The sequence below is a fragment of the Aeromonas sp. 604443 genome (assembly GCF_049170315.1).
GTDB classification, from domain to species: domain Bacteria; phylum Pseudomonadota; class Gammaproteobacteria; order Enterobacterales; family Aeromonadaceae; genus Aeromonas; species Aeromonas veronii_A.
In genome coordinates this window covers 355,952-373,051 of record NZ_JAAKMI010000002.1, presented here as the reverse complement: position 1 = coordinate 373,051, position 17,100 = coordinate 355,952, and the positions used below count along the sequence as shown (strand labels likewise).

The window sequence follows — 17,100 nt, the reverse complement described above, 5'->3', positions numbered from 1 at the left end:
GCCAGGATGGCAGTTAAACAGCCCTGACAAGATGGTTTCAAGGGAGCTTGTATGGATACACATCTGCTTTACCAGAATCTGGCGGTGATCGCTGCCTTCTTGCTGATCTACAGCCTGATCGCGGGGCGCTTCGAATCAAAGCTGGTCAACGGCCCCCTGCTCTTTCTGCTGACCGGCTGGTTGCTGGGGCCTGGCGGGCTGGAGCTGCTCTCCCTCTCTATCGACAGCGCCGGCATCAAGCTGCTGGCCGAGCTGACTCTGGTTATCGTTCTGTTCAACGATGCCGCCAATACCAACTGGCAAGTATTGCTGGCCAACCGGCAGCTCCCCATCCGGCTGCTAATGATCGGCCTGCCACTGACGCTCATCGCCGGAGCCCTGTTTGGTCACTGGATCTTCCCCGACCTGCCACTGCTGGAGATGGCCATCCTCTCCACCATTCTTGCCCCCACGGATGCGGCGCTCGGCAAGGCGGTGGTGAGCAACCCGGCCGTACCGGCGCCACTGCGCGAAGGGCTCAATCAGGAGAGCGGCCTCAACGACGGCATCTGTGTGCCTGTGCTGCTTCTGCTGCTGGCCCTTATCGCCCCCACAGAGCAGCACGCAGGCACAGCCACGCTGGCCATCACCCTGATGCTGGAGGAGATCGGCATTGGCCTGCTGGTCGCCTTCGTGCTGACCAGCCTAACCATACGGCTGCTGAAAATCTCTTATCTCAACGGCTGGCAACTGCCGCTCTGGCGCCAGCTCACCATGCCGGGACTGGCCCTGCTCTGCTTTGCGCTGGCCCAGAGTCTGGGGGGGAGCGGCTTTATCGCCGCCTTTGTCGGCGGTCTCTTTATCGGGCGCAGACTCGGTGAACACAAGCACGCCTATATGGACAGTTGCGAAGGCTACGGCGACCTGCTCTCCGTGGTGATCTGGATGGTGTTTGGCGCAACTCTGCTCCCCATGTTGTCGGAGCTGATGCACTGGCAATACTGGCTCTATGCCATTGCCAGCCTCACCCTGCTGCGGATGGTGCCGGTCTGGCTGAGCCTGCTCGGCACCGGCCTCAAGCCAGAGCTCAAGCTCTTTATCGGCTGGTTCGGCCCGCGGGGCCTTGCCAGCATCGTCTTTGCAGTGATGGTGCTGCAAAACCAGCCTGCCCTGATTGGCCAGCGCCCCATCATCGCCACTGTGCTCTGCACCATCATATTGAGCGTGCTGCTGCATGGCATCACCGCCAACCCCTGGGTCGCACGTTTCAAACCCCGCTGAACCACTTGGCACTCATAAAAAATGCCACCGACCGGTGGCATTTTTCTTGTCTGGTGCGGGTCACTGACAGCGCTTAACCAAGCGCCAGCCAGACTCCCACCCCCAGCATCAGAGTACCGGCGATGCGGTTCATCAGGGTGACGTTGCCGCTCTTGGCGAGGAAGTGGCGCAGAGTTCGGCCACCACTGGCGTAGAGCAGCAGGCAGGAGAATTCGATGACCAGAATAAGCGCCACCAGCGCAGTGATCTGCGGCACCATCGGCTTGCTGGCCGAAATGAACGGTGGCAGCAGGGAGATCATGAAGGCCCACCCCTTGGGGTTGGCAATGGCGGTGACGAAACCCTGCACCGCCAGTCCCATGGCGCTGGTCTGCTGACCGGACGAAAGATCCGCCGGAATGGCCATCTTCCCCTTGGCCTGCCACATCTGGATACCGAGCCAAACCAGATAGGCGCCCCCCACATATTTGAAGGCGGCAAAGATCCCCGGATAGTTGAGCATGATGGCAGCCACCCCGATCACCGACAGCACCGAGACCAACCCGACTCCGATCAGCTCCCCCCACATCATGTGCAGGGTACGGCGCACCCCCAGGCTCATCCCCAACGTCATCGACAGGGTCATGCACATGCCGGGGGTCACCGAGACAAAGAAAAAGGTCGGGATAAACAGGGCCAGAATGGCCGGATCGATCCAGCTGGACACTACACACCTCCATACGCCAAGAGCGGGGAATCACGAAAACGGGACAGGATTGACTCAATCCGGCCAGTTGTACCACATATTCAGGGGATCAAGCGTTCAATCATGCATATATGACGCCTTTTTCACAAGGAAAAACCTTTTCTTCAGCAAATTTCAGCAATAAAATCCTGTGACAGCTCCTGACGTAGGTGTGTAATATGTCGGCTCCTCCCATTTCGGATTAGAGCCATTTATGTCATTGAATAATCTATCAATACGTGTCCAGGTCCTGATACCGCTGCTGCTGGCCAGCCTGCTGATGATGGTGATGATTGCCATCAGTAAACAGGGGCTGGATGAAGCCATCAATGACATAGATGAGACGACCCAGAGCGTGGTCCAAAACAAGGACGATATTGCCAAACTGATCCACGCCACCTACCGGCTGCGCACCAGCGCCATCTATGGCCTCTACGATGCCAAGCTGTTTGCCGCACTGCCCGCAAACCTCAACAGCGCCGAGCAGGAGATCAACGCAATCCTCGGCCGTCTGGTGCTCCCCGGTGCCGAGCAGGATAACCGGCAGGTCGCTGCCGCCCTGCAGGCCTACCTCAGCCATACCCGCAGCAACATGCTGCCGCTGCTGGCGCAAAAACATCAGGGTGGCGTCGATCCGGTCGCCTACGAGGCGGCCCGCCTCCATTTCCGCGAGCTGGGTGAACAGCTGATCAAACAGATCGACAGCATGTCGGCCCACATCAACCAGCTGATCCAGCAAGAGCTGGCCGACGAGCAGGCTCACTACGACGCAACCCTGCTGCGTACCCTGCTGCTCACCGCCGGTACCCTGCTGGCGGCGCTGATCTGTGGCTGGGTCCTCTCCGGTCGCATCGTCAGCCCCATCGGTCAGTTGCAAGAGGTGATGCACGCCGTGGCGCAAGGGCGCTTCAACGTGCGCGCCAAAGCGGATGGCAACAACGAGCTGACCCGTCTGGCCAAAGATATCAACCTCACCCTGACCCAGCTCGGCAACACCATCGAGAACCTGACCGGGATCAGCAACAGCGTCGCCTCCGCCGCCACCGAGCTGGCCGCCGTGATGACCCAGTCCGAGGCCAATGCAAAGCAGCAGCACAGCGAGATCGAACAGGTCGCCTCCGCCGTGACCGAACTCTCCAGCACCGCTGACAACGTCAACCACAACGCCGCCGTCGCCGACGAGCTGGCGCGGGATGCCAATGGCCGGGTCGAACAGGGGCTCGCCCTCTTTACCGAAAGCATCGCCGCCAACAGCCGGATGGCGGGCAGTCTGGAAGATGCCGCAGCCATCGTGGCCCAGCTCAAATCCCAGTCCGAGCAGATCGGCAAGGTAATTGAAGTGATCCAGGGGATCTCCGAGCAGACCAACCTGCTGGCGCTCAATGCCGCCATCGAAGCAGCTCGCGCCGGTGAAACGGGCCGTGGTTTTGCGGTGGTGGCCGACGAGGTGAGAATGCTGGCTGCCCGCACCCAAGACTCCACCAAGGAGATCCAGGCTATCATCGAGCGGCTGCAGAGCCAGTCCCAATCCGCCAACAACGGCGTGCAGGAGACCCTGGAGATCCTCAGCCATAACCAGCGTTTGTCCGCTCAGGTGCAGGATCTGCTAAGCGGCATTACCGGTGCCGTGCGCCAGATCAACGACGCCAACGCCCAGGTCGCCACTGCCGCCGAGGAGCAGTCCTGCGTCACTGCCGACATCAACCGCAACATCACCAATATTCACGAGATCGTGAGCCAGAGCTCCGCCGGCATCAGCCAGAGCGCCAGTGCCAGCAACGAGCTCTCCCAGCTCGCCGAGCAGCAACGCAAACAGCTGGCTCAATTCCAGCTGTAAGCGCACAAAGTGAACCAGACAAAAAGGCCCGCAAGGGCCTTTCTTGTTGATGGAGCAATGGCTTTGTCTCTGTTTTAAACGCCATTTTTTGGCCGTTGGCGCCATAAGGGGCTGGGCTGCCCTGTCAAATATCGGTATGGTAGAGGCACGTTACTCCCCCCTCACGTGAGCACACCATGAGCCTGAGATTCAAGAAACCCGCTTTTATCGCCCTGGGGCTCATCGCCCTCATTTCCGCCGCCTGGCTCGACTACTACCTGCCGGAGCACACCATCGCCACCATCACAGGGGTCGAGGTGAAGCGCACCGACAAGGATGGCCCCATCAGCCAGAAGAACCCGGCTGACGGCCCCACCACCGACGTCTACTACATCTACACCGAGCGCCCCGGCGAGAAGATCCGGGTGTTTCGCAATGAAGATACCGAGTGGGGCTGGCCCTTCTACTTCAAGTTCAACGCCGCCGACGTCCAGGCCAAGGCCAAGTCCATGGAGTTCGAGAAACGCCTGGCCATCATTACCTCCTACGGATGGCGCGTGAACATGTTCTCCATGTTCCCCAACGTCACCAAGATTGAGAGTACCGAGCCTGACGCCTCCACCTGGAGCTTCTTCCGCTGGTTCTGGTTCGGCCTCTGGGCGCTGGTGATGGGCAAAGCCGCCATCGCGACCTGGCGCTACTTCGATCGCCTTGAGGACGAGCTATGAGTGAGCCGAGCAAGACCCGCACCAGCTTCTACCGGCGGCTCTACGTGGCCTGGCTGATCAGCCAGGGCACGGATACGGTGCCCGCCCTCATGGAGGCAACCGGCATGCCGCGCCGCACAGCGCAGGATACCCTGAGCGCGCTGGCCGAGCTCGACATCAGCTGCGCCTTCGAGCAGACCGAGGGGGCTCGCCACCTGCAGGGACACTACCGCATCAGCGACTGGGGCCCCATCAACCCAGCGTGGATCAAGGCTCAACTGCCGCTTATCAAAGAGACTTTGAGCTATCCCTGAAATGATGTCGAGTCAGGCCTGCGACTGGGGAACCTATTGCAATCCGGCATGGATCAAGGCCCAGCTGCCTCTTATCAAGGAGACGCTGAGCTATCCCTGATCAGGGCGCTAAGCAACAATAAAAAAGAGGGGCCAGCCGGCAAGGCTGGCCCCTCTATTTCAGGCCGATAGCATGACAGGTAGTCCTACTCAGGCATGGCCGAATCCTCAAGTTCCCCATCAGACTCGCCGCGGGTGCAATCGATGATGGAGCGCTTGGGGTTGTTGGGATCGCGCAAAAGCAGAGGGGCTGAGCCCTCGTCATGCTTCTGCTCGTCGCCAAACTCGCTGCCGTAGGCGTTGTGGGTCAAGCGGCGGGCGTTGGCGATGGGGGTATCGACAAAGAGGGCATGCACTTCGAAGCTTGAGGCTGGCACGATAAAGCCGACCACCGGCAAGCCGTGCAGCTCCTCGTGCACCTTGTACCAGGCAAAGCCGTCACTCACCTTGTAGGGGGTGTAGTTGGCCAGTTGTAGATTGGCGGCCCTGCCCGTCTCATCCACATAGAGATCGGTAAATTCACAGGTCGCCAGCCCCTGCCACATCCGCTCGAACGGCGTCGCACAGCCTGTCAGTTGCAACCCGGCCAGCAGCACCAAGCCTCTCTTCCACATTCCCCGCCCCTTCTTGCAAAAATGAACCGGCGCTCAGTCAAACGCCCGCAGCCGCGTCACCAGCAGATCGATAAAGCCCGGACGATCCAGCCCCAACAATACCAGCGCATTGGCTGGCTTGCCGGTCAGGCCATAACGATCCACCACCGTCATCCCCACGGTATGCTCCCCGCTGGTCTCGATATCGACCCAGCACTCGACCCCGTGGAACAGCTCGGGAGCCAGCAACCAGGCAATGGTACAGGGGTCGTGGAGCGGCGCACCAGCAAATCCCCACTTGGGATCCCGATGGTAGATCATGAAAAAGTCGAGCAGACCGGCCACACACTGGGCCACCGGATTGGTGATGGCGCGTACCCGTTCGATATCCTCGTCCATCACCTGCGCCTCATGGGTCACATCGAGGCCGCACATGGTGATGGGGATACCCGACTTAAAGACCATATCGGCCGCTTCCGGGTCCACATAAATATTGAATTCCGCCGCCGGCGTCCAGTTGCCAGCCCCAGCGGCGCCCCCCATCAATACGATGCGGGCAATCTTGGGTTTGAGCTCGGGATGAGCCGCCAGCAGCAGGGCGATATTGGTCATCGGCCCAGTCGGCACCAGAGTCACGGGCTCCGGGCTCTCGCGCAGGCACTTAGCCATCAATTCAAGCCCAGTCATGGCCTGCGGCGCAAAGGCAGGATCAGGCAGTTTGGGGCCATCGAGCCCAGATTCGCCATGGACGTTGTCGGCGATAATCAGCTCGCGGGCCAGTGGTTTCGGCGCCCCGGCCGCCACCGGAATATCGTCCCGTCCCAGCAGGGTGAGAATGCGCAGGGCATTGTTGAGGGTCTTGTCCGGCGTCTGGTTGCCCGCGCTGGTGGTAACCGCCAGCACCTTCAGTTCAGGGCTGGCCAGCGCCAGAATCAGGGCGATGGCATCGTCGTGGCCGGGATCACAATCGAGAATAACGGGCAGTGCCATGGGATGAGTCCTTACAACATAACAGGGAGCCATACCTTAACAAGCAAGCCTCGGATTAACTCGGGAGGGGGTCACAAAACGGGGCCTTGTTGCTGACCTGGGCGGTTTGCACGGCACGCCACCTAGCTCAACACAGCTCACTATCAAAAGTTTGTATGGCGTCATGCCGTTCATTTTCCGAGGCAGCGCACCGCCCATTCGCCCGGCCGCGCCGGTTCGGGTATGATCGCACCCCATTTCCAGCCTGTGCCACCTATGTCCGTTATCGTCGACACCTTTATTGCCCCGCCCTGCAAGGCCGCCATCGAGATCCTGTTCGAGGATGAACACCTGCTGTTCATCAACAAGCCGAGCGGCCTGCTGAGTCTGTCGGGCAAAAATCCGCAGAACCTCGACTCGGTGCACTATCGCTTGGTGCAGGATTACCCCGGCTGCACCCTGGTGCATCGCCTCGATTTTGGCACCTCAGGCATCATGGTGGTGGCCAGAAACAAGGCCATCAATGCCCTGCTCTGCCACCAGTTCAGTCAGCGGGCGGTGAGCAAGGCCTACAGCGCCCTGCTCTGCGGTCATCTGATTGACGACGAAGGAGTTATCGACGCCCCCATCGCCAAGGATCCGGCCCTCTTTCCGCTGATGAAGATCTGCGCCGCCAGCGGCAAACCCGCCCGCTCCCGCTATCGGGTGATTGAGCGGCTGGCGCAGCAGATACAGAGGCAGACCGTGCCACTGACCCGGGTGAGGTTGGTGCCAGAGACCGGCCGCACCCATCAGCTGCGCATCCACAGTCAGCTGCTGGGCCACCCCATCCTCGGCTGCGATCTCTATGGCGGCCTGCTGCAACCCGGCTGCGAACAGGCGCCGCGGCTGATGCTGCATGCCAGCGAGCTGGATTTTGCTCATCCGGTGAGCGGCGAGCCGATGCAAGTGCGCTGTCCAGCGCCGTTTTAGAGCCAATAGGGAGAGACAACCAGCGCAAGTGCGGCGGGATCAGTGAAAGGCGTGACGGGAGAGAAAAAGCGGTAAACGGCGGATAAAGATAGGGGCCGCGCTTTCGCAACGGCCCCCACCCCCCACTCTTTGTGGTGCTATCAGATCAGCTTGCGGGCAGCGCCCAGTACGATCTTGATGGCATCAGATTCGGTCTTCGCCATGGTCTCGGCGTTCGGGATCTCTTGCTGGGTGCGGTTGACGATAACGCCAGCCACCATACCGGCACGCAGGCCCTGGCTGGAGCACATGGTCAGCAGGGTTGCAGATTCCATTTCATAGTTCAGCACGCCCATGGCTTGCCACTCTTTCATGGAACCCTGGAAACGGCTCACTACGCGGCCGGATACGGTATCGTAACGCTCCTGACCCGGGTAGAAGGTGTCAGAGGAGGCAGTCACACCGATGTGCAGCTTGGAGCCCATCTCTTTGGCGGTGTTGACCAGCGCGGTGGTGCAGTCGAAGTCGGCAACAGCCGGGAACTCCATCGGTGCAAAGTGCAGGCTGGCACCGTCGAGGCGCACGGAACCGGTGGTCACGATCACGTCACCCACGTTCAGGTGCGGCTGGATGGCGCCGGTGGTGCCGATACGCAGGAAGGTGCGGATGCCAAGCTGGGCCAGCTCTTCTACCGCGATGGAGGTGGACGGGCCACCAATACCGGTAGAGCAGATGATCACGGCCTTGCCGTCCATCTCGCCGCGCCAGGTAGTGAATTCACGATGGCTGGCCAGGTGCACCGGGTTATCCAACAGCTCTGCGATACGCTTCACGCGCTCGGGGTCACCGGGGACGATCGCCAGGGTGGCGCCTTGCAGATCCGCTTTCTTCAAACCCAAGTGAAATACATCAGACATATTGGACTCCTGGTTGCCCCCTGCCAGCATGGTCAGGGCACAAGTTAAGATGATTCTTTATGATACTTTCAAGCCTTTACCCCCCTCTTCGGGGAGGCGCCAACTATGGTCGAAAGCGCTTTCCAATTCCTTGAAGCGCCTCACACTTCCACGCATTGACAGTGACAAACATTGTGCAAAACGTTTGCTAACTCAATGAAATAATTGACAAACGTTTTTCTGCCAATCGAGTCAGATGCGGGAAAGTCAAGCCTGGTTCAGCGCTTAATTAACGACTCGTGATCGACCCCGTAAAGTTGTAAACAAGATGCTTTTGTATCCCTTTCTAGATGGTAGCCTAGCTCTCAACTACCACTTAATGGCTAACTACAGGAAGTCCATCATGGCTACATTCAAATTCTATATTCCCGCAATCAACCTGATGGGTGCCGGCTGCCTGCAAGAGGCTGCCGCCGATATCAAGGGTTACGGCTATCGCAAGGCGCTCATCGTCACCGACAAAATCCTCAACCAGATCGGCGTGGTCGCCAAGCTCACCACCCTGTTGGCTGAACATGGCATTGAAAGCGCAGTTTTCGATGAGACCAAACCCAACCCCACCACCAGCAACGTCGAAGCGGGTCTGGCGATGATCAAGGCCAACGGCTGCGACTGCGTCATCTCGCTGGGTGGCGGCTCGCCCCACGACTGTGCCAAAGGCATCGCGCTGGTTGCCGCCAACGGTGGCAACATCAAGGATTACGAAGGGGTGGATCGCTCCGCCAAGCCGCAACTGCCGCTTATCGCCATCAACACCACCGCCGGTACCGCCTCCGAGATGACCCGCTTCTGCATCATCACCGACGAAGCGCGCCACGTGAAAATGGCCATCATCGACAAGCACGTTACCCCGCTGATGTCAGTCAACGACCCCGAGCTGATGCTGGCCAAGCCGGCCGGTCTGACCGCCGCTACCGGCATGGATGCCCTGACCCATGCCATCGAGGCCTATGTTTCCACCATCGCCACCCCGGTGACCGATGCCAGCGCCGTGATGGCCATCGAGCTGATTGCCAAGCACCTGCGCACCGCCGTCAACCACGGTGATGATCTGCATGCCCGCGAACAGATGGCCTATGCCCAGTTCCTGGCCGGTATGGCCTTCAACAACGCAAGCCTGGGCTATGTGCACGCCATGGCCCACCAGCTGGGCGGTTTCTATGACCTGCCCCACGGTGTCTGCAACGCCGTGCTGCTGCCCCACGTTCAGGCGTTCAACGCCCAGGTGAGCGCGGCTCGTCTGAAGGATGTGGCCCGCTACATGGGTGTTGACGTGAGCGCCATGAGCGACGAGCAGGGCGCTGCCGCTGCCATTGCCGCCATCAAGCAGCTGGCGCGGGATGTGAAGATCCCGGCCGGTCTGGAGCAGCTCGGCGTCAAGGCCGATGACTTCGATACCCTGGCCAGCAACGCCCTGAAAGATGCCTGCGGCTTCACCAACCCGAAACAGGCGAGCCACGAAGAGATCGTCGCCATCTTCCGCGCCGCCATGTAACGGCTGCCGGATTGCCAGAAAGGGTCGCAGTGCGGCCCTTTTTATTGGCTGATGGATCAATGGCTTTTTACTTCCGTGGAGGGAGTCGGTATGATTTGCCGAGCCAAAAAAGACTGTATGGATGATCTGAACTCGTTATGCGGATGAAACACCTGATTGCCGCGGCCCTGACCGCCCTCACCCTCTCCGGTTGCAGCCTGGTCTATCGTATCGATATTCCCCAAGGCAACTATGTGGAACAAAAACAGGTCGACAAACTGCGCCAGGGGATGACCCGCGAGCAGGTCAGCTATGTACTGGGAACCCCCATGTTGCGTGACGGCTTTGACCCCAACACCTGGTACTACCTCTATGAATTCCAGCCGGGCCACGGCGACAAGGAGCGCAAAGAGCTCACTGTCACCTTCGCCAACGACAGGCTGACCACAGTGACGGGTGACTTCCCGCTGCCAGCCGCTTTTAATACCCCGCTCTGATATCCCGCAAAACCGGCCTCGCGCCGGTTTTGTTTTATTCAGCCTCCGCACTATCTATCTTGCCCGTTATCCTGTCAGGGGATGTCGTGTCATCTCCTCCCATTGCAGCTGCCTGCAAATTGCCTGATGCTGATGAGCAGCCACCATGGCATCAACACCATCGAATGACACAGGGAGAATCCCCATGAGCCGGATCCTGATTGCCGGGGCCAGCGGCCTGATCGGTCGCGAACTGGTGCAGCAACTGCCTGCCGAACATGAACTGACCCTGCTCTGTCGCAAGCCGGGCAAGGAGGCACACCACTGGCTGCCGGTCAATTTTGATGATCTGGCCAGCGTCACCCTCTCCCGCCCGGTGGATATCGCCTTCTGTGCCCTCGGCACCACCCGCAAGGATGCCGGTTCAGCCGAGGCGTTTCGCCGGGTCGATCTCGACTATGTGGTCGCCTTTGCCGAACTGGCCCGCCGCCACGGCTGTCAACGGCTGATCGTGGTCTCAAGCATGGGGGCCAGTGCATCGTCCCCGGCTCTCTATCCGCGAACCAAGGGGGAGATGGAGCAGGCCCTGCTGGCCCAATCCTGGCCACGGCTCGCCATCGTGCGGCCCGCTATGCTGCTCGGAGATCGCCAGCCACCGCGCCTCTCCGAGCAGATCTTTCAGACCATCTACCCGCTGTTTCGGCCACTGCTGGTGGGCAAACTCGCCCGCTGGCGCGCCATCGAGGCCAGTCAGGTGGCTCGCGCCATGATCGCCCTCTCGAAACTGCCCGCCGGGTGCGAGATTGTCGAAAACGAGCAACTGCTGGCCCTCTGAACCCGGCCTTCCCCACTACTTAAGCTCTATGCCGTAAAAACAGCAGGGCAAGCCAATTGGCTTGCCCTTTGTTTATCTGTTGGCGAGGAACCCTGACCGCCTCTTGCCATCACAGGCTGCACTCGGCTGTCAGGGCAACATCCATCAACCGCGAATATGGTCGATAAAGGTGTCGATCTGCTCGCGGGTGCAGGCGGGGTTCATAAAGACCGCCTTCTCCCCTGCGATGTAGGAGTATTTGCCGCGGGCGTCATAGTCGGAATGGGCCACCGCCTCCACCCAGTTGGTGTAGAGCCCCACCTTGCCGCGCCCCTTGAACAGGCTGCGGTGATAGTCGGTGTTACGCTGCAGCCGCGCCTTGTAGGCAGGGTCGCTGGAGCGGGCCAGCTCGAAGGCGAACTCGGCTTCCGGATCGCTCACCCACTCGGGGTTGTAGATCTTGAAGCCGACGCTCGGCCCCTGATTCTCCTGCGCCACCAGCTTGACGTTGCCAAGCTGACTCAGGCGATAGCGGAAGTAGTTGGCATTTTGCAGGCAGTGGGCCAGCACGGTGCGATACCCCTCGACCCCCATATAGTTGAGCGCCGCATAGGCACCAAACAGACCGCTCGCGCCGCGGGAGCACTCGATGGTGGATTGCAGGTGGGTCTGGCCCTGAATGTCCCGCTCGAAGTAGGAGAAGTTCTCCGGGTCATTCTCCATCGCCTTGAGGTCATCCTGCTCCTTGATCATCACCAAGCTGGAGGTGTAGGGCACATAGCCCCACTTCTGGAAGTCGACGGTGAAGGAGTCGGCATATTTCAGCTCGGCAAAGCGCGCCACGTTGCGCTCGATCCCCGCCAGAGTGGCGCTGTTGATGGCGAGCGGGTTGGCGGCAAAGTCGTAACCCAGGAAGAAGATCATCGACCAGCCGATGGCGGCATCGACGTGGATATGGGGCTTGACCGCCACCTCGAACTGCTCGCAGAGGCGATTGCGCAGCTCGAACACGGGTTTCACCTGATCCACCCCGAAGGTGTCGGTGGTGCCCATGGTGAGCATGATGGTGGGCACCACGTGTTTGAGGGCAAAACAGGCGGTCAGGGTGCGCTCGAGGTGGTCGAGATCGATGTCGTTGTTCTCGCCGACCTGAATGCGGATGGTCTTGTTCTCGATGTCGACCCCGAGCAGGGAGAGGTTGGTGATGTTGGAGTAATGCCCCCCCTGGGAGTTGATGATGCGGTAATCCTGATAGTGACCGAGCCCCTTGTGCTTGGCCTCCGGCAAAGTTTTGCGAATGCCGAGCAGGTAGCCGTAGAGGTTACAGAAGGTCCCCCCCTGGGTGAAGATGCCGGTGGCCCGCTCGGGGTCATAGCCTGCCAGCAGCGCAATCTGGCGCACTACCTTCTTCTCCAGCTCCTCGGCGACCCCGGCGTATTCGGAGTAGACCAGATTGGGGTTGGCCAGAATGCCCAGCTGGGCGCCATAGATAGCGGGATCCGCCGACATGGTGATGACGTTCTCGACGCTGGAGGGGTTCTCCCAATCCTTCGACAGGGCGGCGGCAAACAGCAGCTCGGCCATCGGCTCGCCCGGGGTGCGCATGGTGGCGGGCACCGGCATGGTCTCGCAGAGATCGGCCAGGCGGGCACGGCCATCAGGCCAGGCGTTCAGGCGGGCATCCGGCGCCAGGCCACGGGCCCGAAATTCGTTGAGGGTGGCAAATCCGGGTTCGCGAAAAACGGGCCAGAGATCGGGATTGCGCGAGAAAAAGTTGGCTTTGACTGTGGCGAAACGGGCGGAAAAATCGGGGTGGACGGCATTGACGCTTTCGTCTTGAAGATAAACTAAGTCACTCATTTTTATACCATTAGTACAGCAAATGTGCGGCCGTTATACCCCTGTACCAGCGGGGCCGACAGTGACAATATCTAATGGCCTACCCTACTTTTTGTCATGTATCAGCCATCACAAGGGCTGGCAAAAAGGCGCCTTTGAGGCGCCTCTTTATATTTCGTGATCTTGCTCCCATCCTGGCTGACAGCGCCCTCACTAACGGACCGCCATCAGTGCAGTGCCCCCCTTAACGCAGGGAGGTCAACAGCCACTCGGCAAACTCCGCCAGCTCGCTCTGCTGCTGCGGGAAGGCCGCCAGCCAGGGCTGCAGGCGCGCGGAAACCGCGTCCAGTCGATAGCCGCAACCCGCCAGTTCGGCCGCCAGCAGATCAAACGGGGCCGGCTCCAGAGTATCGCTAAAGAGCTGCGCCCGGGTGATGACCCCTTTCTCCACATCAAAGTGCAGCTCCACCCCGCCCCAGCTGAACCGCTCCTCCAGCAGATGGCTGAAAGCCGGTGCATGGCCGTAGTTCCACTCCCAACTGCGCTGGCGGGCGAAGGTCTCGGCAAAGCCCGGCAGATCCGGCATCTGCTCCGGGGAGATATGCTCGGGCTCAACTCGCGCGCCGTAATGGTGGAAGAAGGCCTCCTGCAGCGCCTCACTCACCTGTTGATGGTCGAGCCCCGGCAGCAGTTCGCACAGATTGGCCACCCGGCTGCGCACCGAGGTGATCCCCTTGGCCGCCAGCTTCTTGGGGTCGGGGTTGAGGTAGTTGGCAAGGCGGCCGAGATCGGCGTCCAGCAGCAGGGTGCCGTGGTGGAATCCGCGATCCAGAGTCTCCCGATAGGCCGACCCCGATACCTTGCGCTCCCCGTCCGGGGTGGCCACCAGCAGATCGTTGCGACCGGAGGCAAAGGCTTCTATCCCCAATCGCTTGAGCCCGTCCAGCACTATGGCGGTGGAGACGCTCTTGTCATACTCCGGCTTGCCCGCCATGAAGGTGAAGCAGCTGTTGCCAAGGTCGTGGAACACGGCGCCGCCACCGCTGCTGCGACGCGCCAGGGTCACCCCGTCCTCTTCCATGCGGCGGGTATTGCACTCCTTCCACGGGTTCTGGGCACGGCCAATCACCACGGTATTGGCATTGCGCCAGAGGAACAGCACCCGCTGGCCGGGGTCCATCTGGCGGAAGATGCACTCCTCAACGGCCAGATTGAACAGGGGATCGTGAGAGTCGGAGACAAGCAGACGCAAGCGGGACATAAAAAGACCTTATCCTGAACTGGGGGCAGCATGATAACACTGACGGGGTACCATCACTGAGCCGTTGCACATTAACCGGTGCGCAGCAGCCGCGATACATTTGCGTCACACCTGACTGCCCCATAAAAGTATCTATTGATATAACGACACAGCTTGACGTGCAACCACGGAAAAAATGCAGTCAAGCCACAATGCCAACGATAAAAATGGGAAAAAGTGGCTAGAATGCGACCACTTCGATAGGCCATATGACTCTCTTATTGGTCACATAACTTGCAAAAAAACGGCATGTATCCATCCCGTGTGATGAACGACACAAAAATGACTTTCCAACCCCCCTATACCCCATTGCAAACGCCTTTTCTCCCCTTGCAGGTGACACAAAATTGCTTGAATCTAGCCTAGACACCGCTCCCGAGAGAAACGTTGTATGACGGAGAACGCAGCGCCCCGCCAGCCCCTCAGCTGGTTTATGCCAATGCTGGTCAGTATGGTCATCACGACCCTGACCTCTTCCCCCGTGCGAGCCGGCGAGCAGGTCATCGTCCAGTTGCCGTGGCAGCACCAGTTCCAGTTTGCCGGTTACTACGCAGCCATCGCCAAAGGGTTTTATCGGGAGGCCGGTCTGCATGTGACCTTGCGTGAAGCGGACTCCCGCACCGATGTGGTCAGCGAGGTGATCTCGGGAAAGGCCCAGTTTGGCATCAGCGGCAGTGATCTGCTGCTGGATCGGGCTGCCGGTCGTCCGGTGGTGGTGCTCGCCGCCCTGCTGCAGCACTCGCCGCTGGTTCTGCTCACGCTGGATCGGCCAGATATTCGCAACCCGGCCGATCTGGCCAACAAGCGACTGATGCTGGAGCCGGGCTCCAACGAGCTGCTGACCTACCTTTCCCACCAGACCCGCAGCCGCGACTGGGTCACCCTTCCCTACAAACAGGGGATAGAGGCACTGCTGGCGGGCAAGGTGGATGCCATCAGCGCCTACAGCACTACCGAGCCCTTCTATCTGCAACAAAAAGGGATCCCCTATCGGGTCTTCAGTCCGCGCACCATCGACTTCGACTTCTACGGCGACAACCTGTTTACCTCCGAGCGGGAGCTGATCACCCGACAGGATCGGGTCTACGCCTTCCAGCAGGCCAGCCTCAAGGGGTGGCGCTATGCGATGGACCACCCCGAAGAGATGATCAACCTCATCATGGAGCAGTACCCGACCGGGGCTGGCCGTGAACAGCTGGAGTTCGAGGCTCGCGAAACCAGAGCGCTGATGCAGCCGGATCTGATCGAACCTGGCTACATGCAGCAGGAGCGCTGGCTGCAGATCGCCAAAACCTATCTGGAGGCGGGCATGCTCACGGTATTGCCCAACCTCGACCGCTTTATCTACGACCCGGCGCAGGAGCGGCTACGCCAGCAACGGCAACTGCTCGACAAGAGCGTGGCGGTAGCCATGCTCATCACCTTTACCCTGATGACCCTGCTCGGCATCTTCTTGCACCTCTATCTGCGCCTGTGCCAGGAGGCGCGGGATCGCCAGCGGCTGACCCGTGAACTGGCCCAGAGCGAGCAGCACTATCGCTTCGTGGCGGAGAACAGCGCCGATGTGATCTGGACCATGGATGCCGCCAGCTTGCGCTTTCGCTATGTCAGCCCGGCCATCGCCCCCCTGAGCGGCTACGAGGCCCCCGAGCTGTTTGCCCTCCCTCTCAAACAGCTGCTACCGGATGCCTCAAGGCAACTGCTGCGTGAGGAGATCTCCGCCACTCTGGAGGCCTGGCAGCGGGGTGAACATGACCAGACCCGCCGGGTCATTCGCACCCAGCTGCGCCACAAGGATGGCCATCTGGTGGCCACCGAAACCATCACCACCCTCCATGGCAACCACAATGCCCAGCCGGAGGCGATCCTCGGGGTCACCCGGGATATCACCGAGCGGGCAGCGCGAGAGGAGATGATGCGCCGCCTCGCCTTCTTCGACCCCCTCACCGGGCTGCCCAATCGCCGCTTGCTGCAGCAACGGCTCAAGGAGCTGATGGAGCAGGAGACGCCCAGTCCGCTGGCGCTGATGTTTATCGATCTCGATCACTTCAAGCCGATCAACGACACCTTCGGCCATGAGACCGGGGATATTCTGCTCAATATGGTGGCCGAGCGGATGAGCCACTGCGTGCGCAAACAGGATCTGGTAGCACGGCTGGGGGGCGACGAGTTCGTTATCTTGCTGCCGGAAAGTGGCGACGAAGTGCTGGCGGTGGCCGACAAGCTGCACCAGCAGCTGCGCCATCCGTTCCAGCTGGAGGGGCAGGAGCTGCTTATCTCCAGCAGTATCGGGCTGGCGCTCTATCCCGAGCACGGGGAGGATGCCAAGACGCTGATGCACCACGCCGATCAGGCCATGTATCAGGCGAAGAATCGCGGCCGCGGCCGGGTCTGCCTCTATACCGAAGGCCTTGATCCCGAGCAGGGCGCCCTGCTGTGGCAACCCGGCCACGAGTGCGGTCACCCGCGCATCGATGCCGAGCATCGCCAGCTCTTCGTGCTGACCAACCGGCTGCTGGAGCGGATGAAAGATCAGCACGAGGATCCGGCCCCGTTTCTGGAGAGTCTGGAGAGCCTGTTCGACATGGCCCGCCATCATTTCGCCTTTGAAGAGCAGATGCTGGCGGAGATCGACTATCAGGAACTCGTCAGCCACCGTCAGGATCACCAGCGCCTGCTCAACAAAGCAAGCCAACTGCTGCACGCTGCCAAAGCGGGGACGCTGGGCAACGACGAGTTGCTCAACTTCATCATTCAGGAGCTAGTGGTCGGCCACATGAGTCAGGCCGATCGCCGCTACTTCCCTCTGTTCAGATCTGAGCGCAGCCTGTCGGTTGCGGAGGTGGTCACCTAGTCCCCCCTTTTCAG

General features: G+C 60.3%; 15 protein-coding genes. 9 read left to right on the top strand and 6 right to left on the bottom strand.

The features are described from left to right. Positions 1-51: 51 nt before the first annotated feature. Positions 52-1,260 (top strand): cation:proton antiporter, encoded by a 1,209-nt coding sequence (locus tag G5380_RS05275; protein WP_421171983.1) that lies wholly within the window; start codon positions 52-54, stop codon positions 1,258-1,260. Positions 1,261-1,333: 73 nt separating this feature from the next. Here G5380_RS05275 and G5380_RS05270 read toward each other — a convergent pair whose 3' ends face one another. Next, positions 1,334-1,966 carry a LysE family translocator gene (locus tag G5380_RS05270; protein WP_216954223.1) on the bottom strand — a complete coding sequence of 211 codons (633 nt, stop codon included), beginning with the start codon at positions 1,964-1,966 and terminating at the stop codon, positions 1,334-1,336. A 232-nt stretch (positions 1,967-2,198) separates the two neighbouring features. On the opposite strand from G5380_RS05270, the gene G5380_RS05265 reads away from it, so the two are divergent. From G5380_RS05265 to G5380_RS05255, 3 genes are all read left to right on the top strand, one after another. After that, the gene (locus G5380_RS05265) at positions 2,199-3,821 is read left to right on the top strand and encodes a methyl-accepting chemotaxis protein (RefSeq protein WP_421352477.1); all 1,623 of its coding nucleotides are present in this window, start codon (positions 2,199-2,201) and stop codon (positions 3,819-3,821) included. Between the two features lie 176 nt (positions 3,822-3,997). Next, on the top strand, positions 3,998-4,528 hold the full coding sequence (locus G5380_RS05260; RefSeq protein ID WP_005350438.1) for a DUF1523 family protein: 531 nt from the start codon (positions 3,998-4,000) through the stop codon (positions 4,526-4,528). After that, positions 4,525-4,821 carry a winged helix-turn-helix domain-containing protein gene (locus G5380_RS05255; RefSeq protein WP_287974366.1) on the top strand — a complete coding sequence of 99 codons (297 nt, stop codon included), beginning with the start codon at positions 4,525-4,527 and terminating at the stop codon, positions 4,819-4,821. Before G5380_RS05260 ends, G5380_RS05255 begins: the two co-directional genes overlap by 4 nt. Positions 4,822-5,006: 185 nt before the next feature. Here the strand turns inward: G5380_RS05255 and G5380_RS05250 are convergent, their stop codons facing one another. Further along, the gene (locus tag G5380_RS05250) at positions 5,007-5,474 is read right to left on the bottom strand and encodes a hypothetical protein (protein WP_179903520.1); all 468 of its coding nucleotides are present in this window, start codon (positions 5,472-5,474) and stop codon (positions 5,007-5,009) included. 33 nt (positions 5,475-5,507) lie between these two features. Beyond that, the gene (rihA, locus tag G5380_RS05245; RefSeq protein ID WP_335836722.1) at positions 5,508-6,443 is read right to left on the bottom strand and encodes a pyrimidine-specific ribonucleoside hydrolase RihA; all 936 of its coding nucleotides are present in this window, start codon (positions 6,441-6,443) and stop codon (positions 5,508-5,510) included. 222 nt (positions 6,444-6,665) lie between these two features. Between rihA and G5380_RS05240 the strand changes: the two genes are divergently transcribed. Then, entirely contained in the window at positions 6,666-7,394 is a 729-nt protein-coding gene (locus G5380_RS05240) for an RluA family pseudouridine synthase (protein ID WP_421352476.1), read from the top strand. Between the two features lie 140 nt (positions 7,395-7,534). Here G5380_RS05240 and udp read toward each other — a convergent pair whose 3' ends face one another. After that, positions 7,535-8,290 carry a uridine phosphorylase gene (gene udp / locus G5380_RS05235; protein ID WP_005337975.1) on the bottom strand — a complete coding sequence of 252 codons (756 nt, stop codon included), beginning with the start codon at positions 8,288-8,290 and terminating at the stop codon, positions 7,535-7,537. A 382-nt stretch (positions 8,291-8,672) separates the two neighbouring features. Here udp and yiaY point away from each other — a divergent pair, with 382 nt between their 5' ends. From yiaY to G5380_RS05220, 3 genes are all read left to right on the top strand, one after another. After that, entirely contained in the window at positions 8,673-9,824 is a 1,152-nt protein-coding gene (gene yiaY / locus G5380_RS05230) for an L-threonine dehydrogenase (RefSeq protein WP_421352475.1), read from the top strand. A 137-nt stretch (positions 9,825-9,961) separates the two neighbouring features. Beyond that, a complete protein-coding gene (bamE, locus tag G5380_RS05225; RefSeq protein ID WP_005337980.1) occupies positions 9,962-10,300 on the top strand; it encodes an outer membrane protein assembly factor BamE in 339 nt (112 codons plus the stop codon). A 184-nt stretch (positions 10,301-10,484) separates the two neighbouring features. Beyond that, a complete protein-coding gene (locus G5380_RS05220; RefSeq protein ID WP_421352474.1) occupies positions 10,485-11,114 on the top strand; it encodes an NAD(P)H-binding protein in 630 nt (209 codons plus the stop codon). 144 nt (positions 11,115-11,258) lie between these two features. Here G5380_RS05220 and G5380_RS05215 read toward each other — a convergent pair whose 3' ends face one another. Both G5380_RS05215 and G5380_RS05210 read right to left on the bottom strand, forming a co-directional pair. Next, positions 11,259-12,953: a pyridoxal phosphate-dependent decarboxylase family protein gene (locus tag G5380_RS05215; RefSeq protein ID WP_421352473.1), complete on the bottom strand. Its 1,695-nt coding sequence runs from the start codon at positions 12,951-12,953 to the stop codon at positions 11,259-11,261. 223 nt (positions 12,954-13,176) lie between these two features. After that, a complete protein-coding gene (locus G5380_RS05210; protein ID WP_158113190.1) occupies positions 13,177-14,193 on the bottom strand; it encodes a lipoate--protein ligase A in 1,017 nt (338 codons plus the stop codon). A gap of 430 nt (positions 14,194-14,623) precedes the next feature. Between G5380_RS05210 and G5380_RS05205 the strand changes: the two genes are divergently transcribed. Then, positions 14,624-17,086: a diguanylate cyclase domain-containing protein gene (locus G5380_RS05205; protein WP_421352472.1), complete on the top strand. Its 2,463-nt coding sequence runs from the start codon at positions 14,624-14,626 to the stop codon at positions 17,084-17,086. Positions 17,087-17,100: the final 14 nt, after the last annotated feature.